Below are 18,467 nucleotides of genomic sequence, written 5' to 3'. Positions count from 1 at the left end.
CTGAGGACGGCTCGACGCTAGGCGACTCCCGCCCGCGCCGGCGATGGCCGCAGCGCGTCGATGTGACGGGGCATGGCCTCGGCGGTCTGGCGGATCTCGCGACGGATTTGCTCGAACTCGGCGGCGATGCGGCCGGTGTCATGCAGATCGACCAGCGGATCGTATGACCTGGGTCGCACCCCCTGGCCGTCAAGCACCGCCTGCCAGCTGGTGGCGGTGAACATCTCCTCGGGGTGCTGGGACAGCCTCCCGCAGGCCCGGAACAGCGCCAGACGCTCGGACAGGCTCTCGGGCAGCTCCATCTCGCGGCGCGAACGCCACAGCGGCTCGTCGCGCTGGTTGGCGTGGTAGTGCAGGACGATGAAGTCGCGGATGCGTTCGAAGTCCAGCTGGATGCGCCTGTTATAGTCGTCGGCCTGCACCGGCTCCCAGGTCTTGCCGGGGAAGGCGGACAGGAACTTCAGCAGGCCGGCCTGGATCATGTGGATGCTGGTCGATTCCAGCGGCTCGATGAAGCCGCTGGCCAGGCCTAGGCTCAGGACGTTCTTGTTCCAGGCCTTCTTGCGGCGCCCCGTCACGAAGCGTAGGCGGTTGGGTTCGGCCAAGGCGTCACCGCCCAGGCTGGCGCGCAGGGTCGCCTCGGCCTCGTCGTCGTCGATGAACGCGCTGGAATAGACGTAGCCGTTGCCGTCGCGATGCTGCAGCGGGATGTTCCACACCCAGCCGCCGGCCTGGGCTGTGGCGCGGGTGAAGGGGCGGGGGTCTTCCTTGCGCTCACACGGCATGGCGATGGCCCTGTCGCAGGGCAGCCAGCGCGACCAGTCCTCATAGCCGGTCTTCAGGGTCTGCTCGATCAGCAGGCCTCGGAAGCCCGAGCAGTCGATGAAGAAGTCGCCCTCGATCCGGCGGTCGCCTTCCAGCACCAAGGCCTCGACGAAGCCGTCTGTGCCCCGTTGGGTCACGTGGGCGACCTTGCCCTCGATGCGCGTGACGCCCAGCCGCTCGGCATAGGTCCGCAGATAGCGGGCATAGAGCGAAGCGTCGAAGTGGAAGGCTGAGCCGAAGGTCGCGAGCGGCGAGTTTTGATTCTTGCTTTGCTGGCCGAACCGCCCGCGTCGGGCGGCTTGGTCGCACAGCGAATAGTCGCCCAGCGGTCCGGCCTTGTTCAGGGCCGACAACTTCAGCCAGTACTGGTGGAAATAGCCGGGGTCCGGCGCGACGCCGTAGACTCCAAAGGGATGGAAATAGGTCTCGCCGGGACGGGTCCAGCCGTGAAACTCAATGCCCAGCTTGTAGCTGCCTTTCGTTTCGCGGACGAACTCGGCCTCGTCCAGGCCCAGGGTCTGGTTGAAGCCGCGGATCGGCGGAATGGTGGCCTCGCCGACGCCGATCGTGCCGATCTCGGCCGACTCGACCAGGGTGATCCTGCAGCGCCGTCCGAGGGCGCGAGAGAACAGGGCCGCGGCCATCCAGCCGGCCGTGCCACCGCCCAGGATGACGATCGAGCCGGGCAGGTTGTCGCTTTGGGGATCGATCACGGAGCGCTCCTTGAGCTCCGCCGATCATGACTTGTCGGCGGCTAGAGACAAGTCCGGGACCGCCCTCGCAGGATGGCGGTCCCGGTAAAGTTTAAACGGCGGGAGGGGATGAACCCGCCGTCAGGTCAGGGTGGCTACATGCCGAACTTGAACCTTACGCCGGCCGAGAGGCGACGGTCGCCCCCGACGAAGCGGAACGGCAGGTTCGGGAACTGCAGGTAGGTCTTGGCGTCTTCCTTGGTGAGGTTGGAGCCTTCGAGGGTGAACTTGAGGGCCGGGGTCACCGCGAAGGCGATCTGGCCGTCCAGTTGTCCGTAGGCGTCGTTATAGATGCCAAGCGTATGGACATCGGCTCCAGCCCCGAAGCCATAGTTGCCGACAAAGGCCTTATCCCGCCAGGCATAGGAGAGACGCGCCGAGAACGGCCCGGTCTCATAATAGCCTTGCAGGTTATAGGCGCTCTTCGAGACGCCGGGGATCGGCAGGCTCTTGGAGTAGTCGTTGCTGTAGGGAGATTCCGAGTCCGAATAGGTGTAGTTGGCGGTGAAGCCGAACCCGAAGTCGAACGCGTATTGCGCCTGCAGTTCCACGCCCTTGATGGTGCCGCCCTCGCCGTTCACGACCGAGGCGAAGGGGCCGACAGAACTGCCGGCCACCGATTGGTCCTTCACGGTGACGCTGAAGGTGTTGGAGACGATGAACGTATCGACCGTCTTGTAGAAGAAGCCGGCCGACAGCAGGCCCTGGCTGCCGAAATAGCGCTCGTAGGCGATGTCGAACTGCGAGGCCCGGAAGGGGTCGAGGTTCGGATTGCCGCCGTTGCCGCTGGTGTAGAGGAACTTGTCGAGGTTCGGCCCCGGGTTCGACGAGCGCGTGAAGTTGTAGGACGCGCCCTGGCCCAGATCGAAGAGGTTTTGCGCCGAGACCACACGGGCCGCGCTGGCGCGGACCTTGTCGGTTTCGTTGATCTCGAACACGCCCGACAGGCTTGGCAGCACGTCGGTGTATTCGCGCACGGTGTTGGAGGCGTTCGGGTTTTTCAACACGCCGTTCCAGCTGTCAGTGCCCCACCACAGCGGCGTCACCGGCGTGTTGGACGAGTCGATGACCAGCTTGGTGTGGACGATCCGGACGCCGGCATTGATGTGATAGGCGTCGTCGGCATCGCCCAGATCGGCCATGGCGTAGGTCGAGGTGGTCTTGTCCTGGATCTTGAAGGACTCGATCGGGTCCTTGTAGAAGCCGAACTTGGTCGAGGGATACAGGCCCTGGATCCAGGCGACAGGGTTCTTCATCTGCCCGTAGTCCTGGAAGATCGCGGCCACGCCGTGGACAGTGTCGACGACACCGCGTTCCGGGTTCGACGCCGCTGTCTGGTAGGGCGTAACCACCGCCGGCGAATTGCCGAAGCGACCGCAACCGTAGAAGGCGATGTCGCACTTCTTCAGGCCGATGGCGCCGTCCTGGAAGTAGCCGAGCGGCGTCCAGTCCACGAAGACGCCGTGGTCAGTCGTGCCCTGAGCGCTGGCCGGCAGTTCGCCCTTGGCCGAGTAGTCGGCCAGGTAGCGGCCATAGGTCGAATCGATCTCCCGATTCGAGTAACGCGCGCCAAAGCTGAAGACCAGATTGGCCTCCTCGGCGAACGACGGCTTGTACTTGAAGTCGCCGGTCACGGCCGTGTCGTCGATGGTGGTCTCGTCGCCGAAGGCCCAGTGCGATTTGTAGAAGACCGAAGACGGGGTCACCATCGCTGCGGCCAGGTTGGCGGCCGGAGTGAACTTTGGATAGGCGCCGTTGGTGTAGCCGTAGGTGGCGACCAGCGGCGCGGTGCTGTTCGGGGCGAAGCCCGCGCCGCCGTTACGCACGCCGTACTGGGTGTAGCGCGTATCGACCTGGGCCGAGGTCGAAGCGTAGTCGGACTTGGACACCGCCACGCGGAACTTGCCGCTCAACGGGCCGCCATTGTCCCAGTCGGCCGAGAACTGGACGTTGTCGGTCTTGGCTTCGGCGTCCTTGGCGAAGGTGTCGCCTTCCGACGAGTTGGCAGTGATGAAGCCCGATTGCAGGACGCCGTCGCTGTCTTTGGACAGGCCTTGGGCGTTGTAGGTCGCGTTTTCGTTGGCGTAGGCCCATTTCAGGGAGTGTTCGCCCGTGAAGATCTTTAGGTCCGAGTGGAACCAGTCGGCGCGCACGGTCAGCGAGTCGGAGACGTGCAGGTCGGCGTTCAGCGAGAACGCCATGCGCTCGCGTTCCTGGTGGCGGTTGTTTGTGTAGCGATATTCCGGCGACCAGACATTGGTCGTCCCGGTGGCGACCTGATTGTTGCCGGTGGCGGTGTTGCGGTTCAGGAACGCCCAGTTGCCGCGATTTTCACCGCTTAGAATCTCGGTGTCGATATTGTTCTTGTCCCAGGTGAAGCTGCCCAGGAGACCGAAATTATCCGAGAACTTGTGGCCCAGGACCACGGAGACCTGCGGCTTGGCCTTGCCGTTGAACGAGCCCTGGCTGTAGCGCACGTCGGCCGACATGGTGGTGGTGTCGCGCAGGTCCAGAGCGTTGCGAGTCTTCAGGTTGACCGTGCCGCCGAGGCCGCCCTCGATGACGTCGGCGCGGGGCGACTTGATGACATCGACGCCGGCCAACAGGTCGGACGGGATGCCTTCCAGCGAGTTGGTCTGCTTGTTGTTGCCCTCGCCGAGACGGAAGGCTTCAAGGCCCGACAGGAAGGTGTCGCCGTTTAGCAGGGTGACGTTCTGGTCCAGGCCCCGGATGCGGACCTTGGTGCCCTGGCCGTTCTCGCGGTCGATCTGCACGCCCGGCAGGCGCTGCAGCGACTCGGAGATGTTCTGATCGGGGAACTTCCCCATGTCCTCGGCCGTGACCGACTCGATGATCAGGTTGGAGTTCTTCTTGACGTTCAGCGCGTTGGCCAGCGAAGCGCGGAAGCCGGTGACGACAACCTCCTCGACCTCGGTAGCGGCCGCTTGCTGGGCGTGAACCTGGCCGGCGATCATGGCGAGCGCCGAAGTTGCGGTCAGCAACGTGATGCGAGACCGATGTAATGACTTTCTCAAGACCCAATACCCCTCTGCTAAGTTGACGCGCGGAGGCTCACGCCCGGAGGGGGACCTCCAGGGTGGAACCGCGCTGGCTTTCGGGATGCCTGATGCATCCTCCCCTTGCTGATCCCGGCTCTGTTGGGCCGGTAACTGAGAGCCGGTGGGCTCAAAGGCAGCGCTGTCAATTCTAAGCGACAGCGCTGTCAGCGGCGGTCAGATAATAGTGGTTCATTATTTATGGCAAGTTTTTTAATTGGTCAGACGACGAGGTGGACGCGGTCAGACGAAAAGGTTGGGGCGATCGGGGTTGGCTCTGTCCACGCAGAAGAATGCGTTTTGGCCGGCCATTGGGCGCTCAGCCTGGGCGAGCCTCGGAAGCGGCGACGTCACCCTTATTTCCGGCGCCCCTGCGTCAGACGTCGCCGCGTGGCCGCCCGGCGCGCTTTCCAATGCACGACATAGGGCGCGGCGAAGGTCCAGACGAGCGTGGCCGCCAGGATCAGGACGACGGGAATCGCCAGCTTCAGGTTCACATCGACCTCCCCAGGCTCTTTTGCCCGAGACTAGCGCTGATGGCCGCGACGCTCAATTCCACAAACCGGATGAAGGTAGGGCCCGACCAGAGACAGTAGTCCGGCCGGGGGAGGGTCGCTCACGCGTAGGGTGGTCTCGACTGGAACGGAGCGTTGCTCTTCCCCGCCAGACTTACAAAGCCAGACCCTGTGTCGTTGGCGTTTTGAACTGTCCAGCGCGCCAGGCCATCCCGGTCACCACGACGCCGACGGCCGTGCAGACGACCAGAGCCGGTAGCGAGGCCTCGGGGCCGAATGCGCCGCCAGTCAGCCATTCAGGGAAGCCAGGACGCGCCGAACTCGAGGCGATCGCCGGGCCGAAATCGCCGCCGGACACGGCTGCGCCGAACAGATAGCCCTGAGTGAAGTTCCACGCGGCGTGTACCCCGATCGACATCCAGACCCGCCCCGTGAGCGCGTAGAAGGCACCCAGCATGATCCCGGCCTCCAGCGCGATGGCGACGGCCGCGAACACGGTCGCGTTTGGATTGGGCAGATGGCCGAAACCGAATAGCGCGGCCGACAGGGCAAAGGCCGCCCAGGGACCGAACGCTCTCCAGATCAGGCGCAGCAGGACGGCGCGGATCATGATTTCCTCGACCACGCCCGATTGAATAGCCTTGCCGACGGCAATCCAGGCCGGGGCGGCGCCAAGGCCTCGGATCTCATAGAGACCGAACGCCGCCATGACGGCCATCACGGCGCCGAACATCGCCGCTCCGATCAGCAGGCCCGCGCCAAGTTGGGGCAGCAAGGGACGCCACGCGATCTCGGAGGGCCAGCGCCCCTCGGCCAATCGCACCGCCACCGCGTAGACGCCCAGTCCGACGAGAGCTCCAACGATGTGGGCCGCGAGTTGCGCCGCGCCGGACGTCTTCGGCAGCGCCTTGCCCAGGACCTCCGCCGTCGTCATTGACGTCAGGGCGACCAGGAAGAACAGCCCCAGGGCCCAGCCGATCGCTCTCAGCCAGCGCAACGGTCCCGGATGCAGCAACCGCCGCTCGCCAAGCTGAAGCGGATGCACCCAACGCGTCATATCGATCATCGTGATCCTCGGTTCTAAATGGCAAAAGCCTGGGGGCGGCGACGCGCCGCGGGCGCGCATCAGCGCTCCCGGCGAGCAACCGCATTAGTGTCTTCAGGGGTGTTCAGGAGTGGAAAGCGCCTCGGCCTCAGCCATGATGCGCTCGCCGAAGGGCCGCCGGTTCAAGGCGTCGATCGCTTCTCCGACGATGCCGGAGAGCGGGGTGGAAAGCTCGGCGTCCAACGTGTCGGAGGCAGCGTTGACCGCAGCCCACTGGCGTTGAAGGGCAGGAACCATCGCTTGGGCCTTTGGTGTCAGAATCACGATGCGCTCGCGTGCGTCGGTTCCTGGCTGCAGCTCAACCAAGGCGTCCTTGGTCATCTGCGCGACCGTCTGACTCACAGCCGAATGGCTAATGCCGATCGTTCCGGCCATCGCCTTGATCGACGCCGGGCCCAGGCTCAACAGCCCTCGAAGGACTGGCGTGTAGCGTGGCCGCCAAGCTAGACCACCAGCCTCGTAAGCGGCCTGGACATCGCCATCGAGGAGTTCGATCAGGTGACGGATCAGTGTGCCTAGCGAGGGTTTGGCTGACGACATGGGGACGATATATAAGTGCTGTTATATATCGTCAATGGCTAAGCTGATAACGTCCTGCACGCGGCGCTGAGGTGGCTTTCGACCTGGCTCGGACGAATGCGAGGCCCCGGTGCAGGGCGACAGCCCGGCTGTGGTGGCTACCGGCAACAGCGATGCGGACCGTGTATGCCTCAGCCCCTTCTGCGTCCGCGCTTGAGCGGATTTGCCAATCGGCGCAAATCACCGTGGGAAAGGAATACAGGATGTTGAGGTTTGGACCATGCCGACGGCCAAGGTGCGACGGTGCGACCTGACGATGCTGGCCCTCGCGGCAAGCCTGTTTACCGGCGGGTCCGTTCTGGCTGCGCCCGAACCTACCCCCGAGGCCAGGACCGCGGCGCGGTTCGATGCCGTCGTCCATGATCACGCTCAACTGCGTCTATTCCTGAAGGCCATGCCCAAGGGCGGAAACCTGCACAACCATCTGTGGGGCGCGCCCTATGCAGAGGACTTTCTGGCCTGGGCTGCGGCCGCTGGACAGTGTGTCACCACCACTTCAAAGCCAGAGATCGTCGATGGTCCCTGTGAAGGCGCCGGCAAGGTCGCGGCCAAGAATCTGGGCCGTCGCGACCCCGCTCACTACGGTCGAGCGATCGACGCGCTGTCGGTGCGCAACTACGCGCCCGGCGCGAATGGCGCGGCGGCGTCCGGACACGACCAGTTCTTTTCCACGTTCGGCCGGTTCGCCGCCTCTGCGGTCAACACCATGGGGCCGATGATCGCCGTTACCCGCGACCACGCCGCCGCCGATCACGTTGGCTATGTCGAGAGTTCGGCCAACGCCAATGCCATGCGAGCCTTCGCCGTGGCCGGGCAGGGGAGTTGGGGCGGCGATTTCGAGCACAGCCTGGCCCGCCTGACGCCCGGCCTGCCGGGCATGATCGCCGAGGTCCGACGCGAGATGGACGCCGCTCTCGCCGAGGCCGATCGTCAACAGGGATGCTCCCCCGGACCGAACGCGGCCGGGCCTTGCCAAGTGGTGCTGGGTTTCCAGCCGTTCGTCGAGCGGGCCCAGCCGCCAGGTTTCGTGTTCGCCCAAATGCTGGCTGCCTTCGCCCTTGTCGAAGCCGATCCACGCTTCGTGGGGGTCAACATCGTCAATCCTGAGGACGATCCAACCGCGCTGGCCGATTACTCGCTGCACATGCGGATGTTCAAGTTTCTGGCCGCGCGCTACCCCAAGGCGCCGCTAGCCCTGCACGCTGGCGAACTGACCCTGGGCCTGGTCCCGCCGCGTGACCTCGCCTTTCATATCCGGGAAGCCGTCGAGGTGGCCGGCGCCCGGCGTATCGGTCACGGAGTCGATATCGCCTACGAGGATGACGCCTGGGCGCTGCTGGCCCGGATGGCGCGCGATCGTGTGGCCGTTGAAATCAACCTGACCAGCAATGACATCATTCTGGGGGTGAAGGGTGCCGACCATCCGCTGGCCCTCTACCGCAAGGCCGGTGTGCCGGTGGTGCTGTCGACGGACGATGAGGGCGTGTCACGCATCGACATGACCTGGGAATTCATGCGCGCCGCCACCGAGCACGGCCTGCGCTACGCGGATCTGAAGGCCATGGCGCGCGACAGTCTGGAATACGCATTCCTGCCAGGCGACAGCCTGTGGACCGCAGAGCGCACCCGCCTGCCTGTCTGCATCAAGGCCAGCGCCGCCTGCGACGCCTTCTTGGCCAGGAGCCCAAGGGCCACGGCGCAGTGGAAACTCGAGCGGGATTTTACAGCCTTCGAGCTTTCCGCTGGGTCGATGCTGCCCAGTCCTCCCATCGCGTCGCGGTAGTGAACTAAACGGCCATCTCGACGCCTAGCCGCCTCTAGAGCCCTTTCCGACCTGATGACTTCATCAGAGTCGGGCGAAAAGAGCTCTAAATCAAAAGTTTAGAGCATTTTTCGATCCGATAACCGTTTCACACTTATCGGAAAATGCTCTAGCGCTCTGCTGGTTAGTGGAAGATCCAGTCCCTGGGCTCCAGGTCGTCAGGAGAGACCCCCTGCAGACGCGTGACCAGGCTCGACCAGCCTTGGCCTGCCCCGTCAGCGTCGAAATAGACCTCCGTATCAGCCCCTGCGCTGCGGAACTCCAGGTAGCGGTCAAGCTGTGGATCCTGACCGCGATAGCCGGAGGCCGAGAACAGGTCGCTTAGATCCAGCACATCAACGCCGCTTTCGAAGTCGACGATCACGCCGGCATTCCACGGGATCGCCTCGTAGACGAAGACGTCCGCGCCGGCTGCGCCTTTTAATGTGTCTGGTCCCTGACCGGCGATCAGTGTGTCGGCGCCGCTGGTCCCCGTGAGGTCGTCCCCGTAGCGGTCCGAACGGATCACGCTCCCGGACCCAGTCTGGACCGCGGGGGTCCCGCCTCCAGCCGGGGTTGCGCCGTTCAGCTTGGCCCAGGTCAGGCCGTTGGCAGCCACGTCGTCCAGCTGGATGATATAACTGGCCCATTGTTGGCCTGAGCCCGCGGCGTCGGAGTCGAACAGCAGCTTGGTCCCGCCCGCGCCGTCGTCGAGCAGGCTGACATAGCCGTCGGCGATTGGATCACTGCCGGTATAGCCCGCCTTCTGGAGCAGGGAGGCGATGTCCAGCCGATCGCTGCCCACAGTGAAGTCGGTGATCTGGGCCGGAGCCCAAGGGGCGTTGGCGAACGAGAAAACGTCCTTGCCCGCGCCGCCCGTCAGGACGTCCGAGCCCTGGCTGGCCTTGAGGGTGTCGTCGCCGGCGCCGCCGGTCAGGGTCGAGCCTGGACCGTCGGCGGTCAGCACCATACCGGTCGGAGCGGGCGGCGGTGGCGGATTGCCTGGACCACCCGATCCGCCGAGGGCAGCCCAAGTCAGCGTCGAGGCCGACACCTTGTCCAGCTGGACGATGTAATTGCCCCACTGGGGTTCCGGGCCAGAGCCGTCGCGGTCGAACAGCAGCTTGGTCCCGCCGGCGCCATCGTCCAGCGCCACAAGGCGGCCATCGGCGAATGGATCGGTCCCCTTGTAGCCAGCCGCCTGGAACAGGCTGGACAGGTCCAGCTTGTCCGCGCCCACCGTGAAGTCCGTGATCCGGATCGGCGCCCAGGGCTCGGCGCCCAAGTGGAAGACGTCCTTGCCGCCGCCGCCCGTCAGGACATCCGAACCACGGCTGGCGTTGAGCGTGTCATCGAAAGCGCCGCCCGTCAGCGTCGATCCCGGGCCCGCAGCGGTCAGCACCGCGCCGCTCGATCCGCCGGTTGAGGTCGTCATCGTCTGGTAGAGCGCGAAGAACTTCTCGCCAGCGCCGGCCAGGCCGGCCGCCGAAAAGTGCAGGCCGTCGGCCTGTACCTGCAGACTGGCGGCGTCGAAGCTGATGGCGTTCGGATCGGCCGCATCGACACGTTGTTCGCCCTCGCGCACCTGCGCCGCATAGACCGGCGAGGTTCCGATCTGGGAGAAGCCGATCTTGCCCGCTGGATCGTTCATCCACTGGGCGCGGATGGCGGTGAAAAGTGTGGCCAGATTGTCGCCATAGGCCAGGGCCGCCTGTTGGTGGTTGGCGTCCTCTTCACCTTGGCCGAACAACACGACATCGGGCTTGTCGCCCCCGGCCGCCGCACTGGCTCGATCGATCAGTTGAGTGGTCTGGGCGAACAGTTCCGCAGAGCTGCTCGGCGACCAGTCGGCGTGATAGGCCTGATTGTCCTGGGCGAGCTGGGTGCCGCCATGAACCGATTTTACGATACGCAGGGTCTCGCCCGGATGCGCCGCCCGGAATTGGATGGCGAACTCGACCTCGGGTCCCCACCCGTTCGGCTGACCGCCGTAGCCCGTATTGACGCCGGGATTAATTGCTTCCCAGCGCTGTCCCGCGTCGTTCCAGATCTGCAGATGAGGGTCGGGAACCCAGCGGCTGGTTACGGTGGAGGCGTCCTGGTAAGGCGCGCCCATGTTCGACTGTCCGGCAAACACCACGAAGGCGCCCGCTCCCGTCGGCGGTGTAGTCGGGGTCCCGCCTCCAGCCGGGGTTGCGCCGTTCAGCTTGGCCCAGGTCAGGCCGTTGGCGGCCACGTCGTCCAGCTGGATGATATAACTGGCCCATTGTTGGCCCGAGCCCGCGGCGTCGGAGTCGAATAGCAGCTTGGTCCCGCCCGCGCCGTCGTCGAGCAGGCTGACATAGCCGTCGGCGATTGGATCATTGCCGGTATAGCCCGCCTTCTGGAGCAGGGAGGCGATGTCCAGCCGATCGCTGCCCACAGTGAAGTCGGTGATCTGGGCCGGAGCCCAAGGGGCGTTGGCGAACGAGAAAACGTCCTTGCCCGCGCCGCCCGTCAGGACGTCCGAGCCCTGGCTGGCCTTGAGGGTGTCGTCGCCGGCGCCGCCGGTCAGGGTCGAGCCCGGACCACTGGCGGTCAGCACCACCCCGGTCGAACTGGGGGGAGGCGGAGGCGGGGGCGGTGGTGGCGGCGGTGGGTCGCCGGAGCCACCCGAGCCGCCGAGGGCCGTCCAAGTCACGGTCGATGCCGACACCTTGTCCAGCTGGACAATGTAGTTGGCCCATTGGGGTTCTGGGCCGGAGCCATCGCGGTCGAACAGCAGCTTGGTGCCGCCCGCGCCGTCATCCAGTGCGATCAAACGGCCGTCAGCAAAGGGGTCGGTCCCCTTGTAGCCAGCCGACTGCAACAGGCTCGACAGGTTCAGCTTGTCCGCGCCCACCGTGAAATCCATGATGTGGATCGGCGCCCAAGGCTCGGAGCCCAGGTGGAAGATGTCCTTGCCGCCGCCGCCCGTCAGGACGTCCGAGCCCTGGCTGGCCTTGAGGGTGTCGTCGCCGGCGCCGCCGGTCAGGGTCGAGCCCGGACCACTGGCGGTCAGCACCACCCCGGTCGAACTGGGGGGAGGCGGAGGGGACGGCGGCGGATCGCCTGCTCCACCCGAGCCGCTGAGAGCCGGCCAGGTCACTGACGAGGCCGACACCTTGTCCAGTTGGACGATGTAGTTGGCCCATTGGGGTTCTGGTCCGGAGCCATCACGGTCGAACAGCAGCTTGGTCCCGCCCGCGCCATCGTCCAGCGCGATCAAGCGGCCGTCGGCAAAGGGATCGGTCCCCTTGTAGCCAGCCGTCTGGAACAGGCTGGACAGGTCCAGCTTGTCCGCGCCCACGGTGAAGTCGGTGATCCGGATCGGCGCCCAGGGCTCCGAGCCCAGATGGAAGATATCCTTGCCGCCGCCGCCCGTCAAAACATCCGAGCCCTGGCTGGCGTTGAGCGTGTCATCAGCCGCTCCGCCCGTCAGCGTCGAGCCCGGCCCGGTAGCGTTCAGAACCTGCCCTTGGGCAGGCCCGGTGCCGGCATTGACGTCGTCGTTGACAATGGTCCCGCGGACGGTGGCCCCGCCAACAGTCATGCCCACAGGATTGGAAAGGCTGACAACGAATTGCTCGTTGGCCTCGACCACGCGATCGCCGGCGACGGAAATGGTCACCGTCTTGCTGGCCTCGCCCACCGCAAAGTTGACGACGCCGCTGGGCAAGGCCCCGCCGACGAAGTCCGCGGCCGATGCGGGGTTGTCGCCAGTTCCAGCCACGGACCAGACAACGCTTCCGGCAGTGTCGGTGGGACCCACCCGGGCCAGAGTATAGGTAAAGACAGCCGCGCCTTCGCCGCCCTCCGACAGGCTCACGGGTCCAGTGGCGAAGGAAACCACCGGAGCGGTGGTGGCCGATGCCTGGTGCAGGCTGTAGATTTGTTGACCGGAGCCGTTCTGCGCGATCACCTGGCCTTGGGCGTACACGCCGATCAGGTCGCCGGTAATCTCGCGCGTCGGGCCATACCAGCCCGGTACGTCGCCGCCGTAGGCGTACTCGTCATAGCCTCGGGCCATCACATCGCCGTCGGGCGACCGCCAGCTGACGGCGAACCCGCCCACATCGGTGGCGATGAACACCGCTTGAGCATCCGCGGCGGCCGGTCCCAGGTTCTGGCGGACAAAGGCGCCTTTACCGGGATCGAGCACCATATCCCAAAGGTCGACGCCGCCCGCGTCGTTGGGCTGGGTGTAGGAGAACACCACCTTGCCGTTGGTCAGCCAGGTTCCGTCACCGGTAAACTGGCTGATCTTGCCGGCCATCAGCACCGTGGAACGTCCCAACTGACCATCGTCGGACACGGCGGCGAACACCGCTCCAGCGTCTTCCCAGATCAGCAGGTTCTTGCCATCCGGCAGGGCGGAGGCTTGTGGCGGCCCCGCCAACAACTTGATGTGGGCGCTGGAAACCAGCTCACCGTCGGCCCTGAACACCATGGCCTGAGTGTCGCGGGTCGCGGCGGCGCCCTGGTCTAGAAGCGTATCGACCGGGAGCTCGGGCCGTTCGTGGACCACCTGGCTCGACCCGTCAGCCAGGGCATAGGCGCGGATATAGTCGATGTTGAGTTCTGTCGGGAAGGCGTTCATGTCTGCCGCCCCGCCCCAGCCGCCGACCGCCAGATTGGCGATGATCGCCATAGGGTTGGTCCAGTTGCTGGGCGTAGCCCCCTGCAGAACGGCGACTCCGTCATAGTAGAACGTCACCGTGGTGGCGGTCCAAAGCATGCCGTAGGAGTGGAAACCGTCGGTGTCGGCCTTGTAGATCTGGTCGTACATGCCTTCCGAGCCGTCCGCTCCGCCCGAGGCGTGACGATGGTCGACGTGGGGCGTGGCCGCCAGAGCCTCCATAATGTCGGCCTCGACATTAGGCAGATAGGGTTGAGGCACCATCCAGAACGCCGGCCAGGCGCCCGCCGCCTCCGGCAGATCCGCCCGCATTTCGAAATAGCCGTACTTCTGCTCGAAGGTCCCGAGCGTGTTCAGCATGCCCGAGGTGTAATCGCGACCCCAGGCCGCGTAGGAGAACTCCGCCTCGACGGGCTTGGCGGTGATGGTCAGGACGCCGTCGGCGATCGAGAACGGGTTGACGCCCAGATCCTCTTCGCCGCGTCCCTGGAAGCCGGGGGCGACATAGGCCTGGGTCTCGCCGTTCGAGACCAGGGTGTAAGCCCACTGGTCCTTGAGATTGCCGCCGAAATTGGTGAGCCATTGACCCTGGCCCGTTGCCGGGTTGAACAGCTGAAGGGTGTTGAATTCGTCGTGGAAGGTCAGTTCGCCGAGCTTGCTCCTGTCGAGGGGCAGCAGGAACTGGCGGTCGGTAAAGTCCTCAGGGGAAACACCGCGCACGGTGATGCTGTCGGTATCCGACAGGTGCAGAACGATATCGTCGCCGACCTGTGTCATGGCCGAACGGATCGCCGCGGCGCTGTTAAGGCCATAGCCCGTCAACTGCAGCTGGGAATTGCCGTTCCAGTTGTAGATCACGTCGTGGTCGTCGCCGCGTTCCATGGCGAAAGTGGTGCGCTGGGTCTCGGAGCCCACCAGCACGTCATTGCCGCCGCCGCCCACCACCCACTGGCTTCCGTCGACGATGATCAGGTTGTCCAGCCTGTTGCCGACGGCGTAGTTGAAGTCCTGATGGACGATCAGGTTCTCGACATTGTCGGCTAGGATGATCGAGGTCCAGCCGATCTGGGTGTCGATTCCCTTGCCAAAACCTTCGATCACCACATCGCGGGGGTCGGTGATGAAGATGTGATTGTCACCGGCCGAACCGATCAGCGTGTCGCCGCCGCCATTGCCAGCCAGGGAGATATGGCCCGGCCCGGCCTGGATGATTTCGCCGCCTGCTGGCGTGCCCAGTAGATTGCCGGTCTCAGGTACGCTCTCGGGCATAGGGGCGCCCAGATAGTTCAGATAGGGCACGATCGTGCCTCCCGTAACGAAATCACGCTAAAATTTACTGTGCCCAGTGGGCGCGGGCTTACTGCTTTCAGTAAGAACCGCGGCGCAGCAGTACGGCCGGGATCGTCGCAAACAGGATCCACAGGTCGAAGGGCACGCTCTTGGCCCGCGCATAGGCGCAGTCCATGGCCACACGCGTGCGGTAGCTGACGTCATTGCGACCGCTGACCTGCCAAAGACCGGTAATGCCGGGCTTGACGCCGCAATAGCGTGCGAACCGGCGGCCATAGCGCGGCACTTCGGCGTCCACGATCGGACGCGGACCGACCAGACTCATTTCGCCACGTAGCACATTGAACAGCTGCGGAAGCTCATCAAGGCTCGAACGACGCAGGAAATGACCCAGCCTGGTGATGCGCGGATCATTCTTCAGCTTGTGATCTCGGGCCCACTCTTCACGGGCTGCAGGATCATTCGCCAGGACTTGAGCCAGGCGGGCCTCGGCGTCCGAAGCCATCGAACGGAATTTCAGGCAATAGAAGTGTTGCCCCGAACGACCGACTCTGCGGTGAGCGAACACCACCGGACCACCGTCCTGCAGATAGATCGCGGCGGCGATCAGCGCCATCAGCGGCGCGATAAAGATCAACGCGGCAATCGCGATAACGATGTCGATAATGTCACCTAGGGACGATTCCCCAGCGCTACGCGCAGGGGTTATGGAAACAGCCGCGTTAGCGCGAACTGCACTGTAGGAAATTTGCGTCATAGCCCTCTTACCCAATAACCGTCCGACGAGCTAGCGAACCGGGTAATAGTTAGTTCCAACTTAACCATTCGGCCGGAGCATTTTTTGTCCCCAAGCCGACATAATTTTGACCCCGATGCAGAGAAGTCGCACACGAGGCCAATGGTGCTTGAGGTTAAAGCGAATTTACGGCAGCGCTTTATTCAAGATCTGCAGAAACACTAACCATTGCACTTAAAATTGCGAATGGCGGCAGATCCACTCCCGGGCGCGCGTTCGGCGTCCGCCGCGCATGCCCTGGTGGCCCCGGCTGCGCAAAGGGTGTCCGTCCAATACTGTGTCGATTTTCGGAGGTCGCAACAGACGTCGAAAGTGGCGATCAACGGCCGTCCAGCAGTTGCCTCGCCAGGAAAAACAGACCCCAAAGCCCGCCAGAAGCGCCAATGATAGCAAGCAAGGTCTGGCCTGGACCCCATTTACCCTCGACGGGAATGTCGTCCGACTGTTCTGCGGCTCGGAGCGATTCTGGTGACAAGGCGGACCGGTGGGCGCTGTTTTGTGAATCTTCCTGAGGGCTCAGGCCTGCAGCAGGCGGATTGTCCCGGGTCGCCATGCGCATTCCCATCCCTACTTCTTAGCCGACACCCTGACAGTCGGCAGTATCCACGGCAAATTAACTGACTCCATTATGCATGAAAAGATGAGTGACGTGAAGAGTCGAGATTAGGTCGCAATTGCACTCAACAACTCAACCTTTGCTTGGTGCTATGGTTACGCTTGTCGGTCGGCGATGTAACAGTTTGCTGACGGGACGCTCGACCAGACCAAAACAGAGCAGACCCCCGATCAATCCTGCGGCGATCGACCCGACAATGGTCAAGCCGGTTGACAAACCAAGCCATGACGCAAGACGCAGCGCCACTGCGATCGCCAGACCGTGGACAAGATAGATCGAGTAAGAAGCATCGCCCAGCAACCTGGCAACAGGCCAGTCCGGCGTCTTTCCCGCGCGCTCCAATCCCAGCGCGCCCCAGACGATAGCGACCGCCGGCGCGCCCCAGAGGAAAGCCCTCAGCGGGGCGACATCGACCGCCGTCAATTCCAGAGCGACCAGAGCGAAAATGCCGGCCACCAGCAGCACTGAGGCCAGGCGAGGCCCCGGACAGAGGCCGCGTTGCCAGGCCCAGCCGATCCAAACGCCTGCCAGGAACTCGAGAAGCAGCGGACTGGTATAGGTCTGGGCGATAGGCCCTTTGGGCGCCAGCACCGCGCCGAGCAGCGTCAGCCCTACAAGGACGCCGCTGAGCACGCCCAGGCGCAGCGCACGTGGAGCAGCGAGGCAAGCAGCGAACACCACGTAGAAGAACACCTCGAAATTAAGCGTCCAACCGGGTTCGACCAGAGGCGCGACATGGCCTCGCGGGTCGGCGTGCGGCACGAAGGCCAGGGACAGCGCCACGTGTCCGGGCGTCGGCTGAAGATGGCGAAACACGCCGGGCGCAACGAGGAAGGCCCCGACGAGGCCCAGGGTGACCAGCCAATAGAGAGGCGCAATGCGCTGCGCCCGCCGTCGCAGGAAATCCAGCGGCGTCGGGGCGCCACGCGCGCCGATCACCCACATGATGAAACCGCTGATCACGAAGAAGACGTCGACGCCCGCAGCTCCCGCGCCAAATCGAAGGCCCGCACGATCGGCGGCGTGAAACACCAGGACCGCCAAAGCCGCCGCCGCGCGCAGGTACTGGATGGAAGCCAGATCGCCGCGGCTCGGATTGGATGATGACGCCGCGCTTTGCAGACCCCAGCCCGTTTTTCGATCCATGTCGGCCCTTGATTTGTTGGCGAGGCGCAAGCGTCGCTGCGTCCAAACGGGCGTCCGTGCGTTTGGCTCCCGAGCGTGACGCTTGAGGGAACCCGTCAGCATGAAGATCGCCTATTTCGTGCATAATCTGGAGGACCCTGCGGTCGCCAAGAGGGTCGCCATGTTGCGGGCCGGCGGCGCCGACGTGACCTTGCTCGGCTTCTATCGAGGCGAGGCGGCGTCGGCTCCCCATCCCGACGTGAAGACGTTCAGCCTTGGTCGCACCTATGACGCCCGTTTCGCCCAGCGGATTGGCAAGGTCTTGCAGAACTTGGCGCGCGTCGGGCGGCTCAAGCCCGCTCTGGCGGGCGTCGATGTGATCCTGGCCCGCAACCTCGAAATGCTGGCCTTGGCCAGCGCGGCGCGCCGGCTGGTCGCGCCCGCTGCGAGCCTGGTTTACGAATGCCTGGATGTGCATCAGCTAATGCTCGCCGGCGGGCGGGTCGGAACCGTCATGCGGAGCCTCGAGCGGCGGCTGATGGCGGGGGTGGCCCTGCTCGTCGTAAGCTCCCCTGCCTTCATCCGTGAATATTTCAAGCCTCGGCAGGATCTGGGTGGTCGGCTGCAAACGCCATGGCGCCTGGTCGAGAACAAGGTCTATGGCGGCGCGGATGCTGACCGTGTGAACCGGCCTGCGCCGGGGCCGCCATGGAAGATCGGCTGGTTCGGCGCCATTCGATGCGCGCGGAGTCTCGATATCCTCACCGACTTGGCGCGGCGGCGCCCGGATCTCGCCGACGTCACTGTGCGCGGCCGACCAAGCTATACCGAGTTTGAGGATTTCGACGCCCAGACCCGCGCCACGACGGCGCTGCGATTCGGCGGCCCCTATCGCCCGGAAGCGCTGCCCGCGCTTTATGGAAACATGCACTTCACCTGGGCGATCGACTATTTCGAGGCGGGCGCGAATTCGTCCTGGTTGCTGCCCAATCGCATCTACGAGGGCGGACTGCATGGCTGCGTGCCGGTGGCCGTGGCGGGTGTGGAGACCAGCGCATGGCTGGCGCGTCATGACCTGGGCGTGATTCTCGACAAGCCGACCGACATCGAGGCGATGTTGGAAGGGATGACGACGGCTCGTTACGAAGCCCTTTCGGCCCGAGCCGGCAGCGCCCCGGCGAGCCTGTTTCGCGCCGACCAGGAGGAATGCCGAGGCTTGGTCGCAGCCTTGGCCGAGGCGGGTCGCACGACCGCCAAGCGCGGCCTGGCTCTGAACGTCGAGGCGGCTGGCTGACGACCGTGGCGAGCGGCGTCCGGAACCTTGAGCGCCGAGGGTTGTTGAAGGCCCGT

General features: G+C 64.7%; 10 protein-coding genes. 2 read left to right on the top strand and 8 right to left on the bottom strand.

Going from position 1 to position 18,467, the window contains the following annotated elements:
- Window positions 1-17: 17 nt before the first annotated feature.
- The 5 genes from ACP69S_RS13935 to ACP69S_RS13915 all read right to left on the bottom strand — a co-directional run bounded on the left by ACP69S_RS13935 (window position 18) and on the right by ACP69S_RS13915 (window position 6,793).
- A complete protein-coding gene (locus ACP69S_RS13935; RefSeq protein WP_425998160.1) occupies window positions 18-1,538 on the bottom strand; it encodes a tryptophan halogenase family protein in 1,521 nt (506 codons plus the stop codon).
- A gap of 134 nt (window positions 1,539-1,672) precedes the next feature.
- A complete protein-coding gene (locus tag ACP69S_RS13930; protein ID WP_425998159.1) occupies window positions 1,673-4,552 on the bottom strand; it encodes a TonB-dependent receptor in 2,880 nt (959 codons plus the stop codon).
- A gap of 437 nt (window positions 4,553-4,989) precedes the next feature.
- On the bottom strand, window positions 4,990-5,130 hold the full coding sequence (locus tag ACP69S_RS13925; protein WP_425998158.1) for a hypothetical protein: 141 nt from the start codon (window positions 5,128-5,130) through the stop codon (window positions 4,990-4,992).
- A 172-nt stretch (window positions 5,131-5,302) separates the two neighbouring features.
- Window positions 5,303-6,274, bottom strand: coding sequence for a CPBP family intramembrane glutamic endopeptidase (locus ACP69S_RS13920; protein ID WP_425998156.1), 972 nt, complete (start codon window positions 6,272-6,274; stop codon window positions 5,303-5,305).
- Between the two features lie 33 nt (window positions 6,275-6,307).
- Window positions 6,308-6,793 (bottom strand): MarR family winged helix-turn-helix transcriptional regulator, encoded by a 486-nt coding sequence (locus ACP69S_RS13915; RefSeq protein ID WP_425998155.1) that lies wholly within the window; start codon window positions 6,791-6,793, stop codon window positions 6,308-6,310.
- A gap of 259 nt (window positions 6,794-7,052) precedes the next feature.
- Here ACP69S_RS13915 and ACP69S_RS13910 point away from each other — a divergent pair, with 259 nt between their 5' ends.
- Window positions 7,053-8,615 carry an adenosine deaminase family protein gene (locus ACP69S_RS13910; protein ID WP_425998154.1) on the top strand — a complete coding sequence of 521 codons (1,563 nt, stop codon included), beginning with the start codon at window positions 7,053-7,055 and terminating at the stop codon, window positions 8,613-8,615.
- A gap of 163 nt (window positions 8,616-8,778) precedes the next feature.
- Here ACP69S_RS13910 and ACP69S_RS13905 read toward each other — a convergent pair whose 3' ends face one another.
- The 3 genes from ACP69S_RS13905 to ACP69S_RS13895 form a co-directional block, all read right to left on the bottom strand.
- Complete coding sequence (locus tag ACP69S_RS13905) at window positions 8,779-14,589, bottom strand: type I secretion C-terminal target domain-containing protein (RefSeq protein WP_425998153.1); 5,811 nt, start codon at window positions 14,587-14,589, stop codon at window positions 8,779-8,781.
- Between the two features lie 67 nt (window positions 14,590-14,656).
- On the bottom strand, window positions 14,657-15,337 hold the full coding sequence (locus ACP69S_RS13900; RefSeq protein ID WP_425998152.1) for a sugar transferase: 681 nt from the start codon (window positions 15,335-15,337) through the stop codon (window positions 14,657-14,659).
- A 727-nt stretch (window positions 15,338-16,064) separates the two neighbouring features.
- Window positions 16,065-17,138, bottom strand: a complete 1,074-nt coding sequence (locus ACP69S_RS13895; protein ID WP_425998151.1) for an acyltransferase family protein — start codon at window positions 17,136-17,138, stop codon at window positions 16,065-16,067.
- A 100-nt stretch (window positions 17,139-17,238) separates the two neighbouring features.
- Here ACP69S_RS13895 and ACP69S_RS13890 point away from each other — a divergent pair, with 100 nt between their 5' ends.
- Window positions 17,239-18,411, top strand: coding sequence for a glycosyl transferase family 1 (locus ACP69S_RS13890; RefSeq protein WP_425998149.1), 1,173 nt, complete (start codon window positions 17,239-17,241; stop codon window positions 18,409-18,411).
- The last annotated feature ends 56 nt before the right edge of the window (window positions 18,412-18,467 follow it).

This window comes from Caulobacter sp. DWR1-3-2b1 (assembly GCF_049895765.1).
Classification (GTDB): Bacteria; Pseudomonadota; Alphaproteobacteria; order Caulobacterales; family Caulobacteraceae; genus Caulobacter.
Note: the sequence above shows the minus strand (reverse complement) of the source record. Positions and strands in the feature narration are given on the sequence as shown.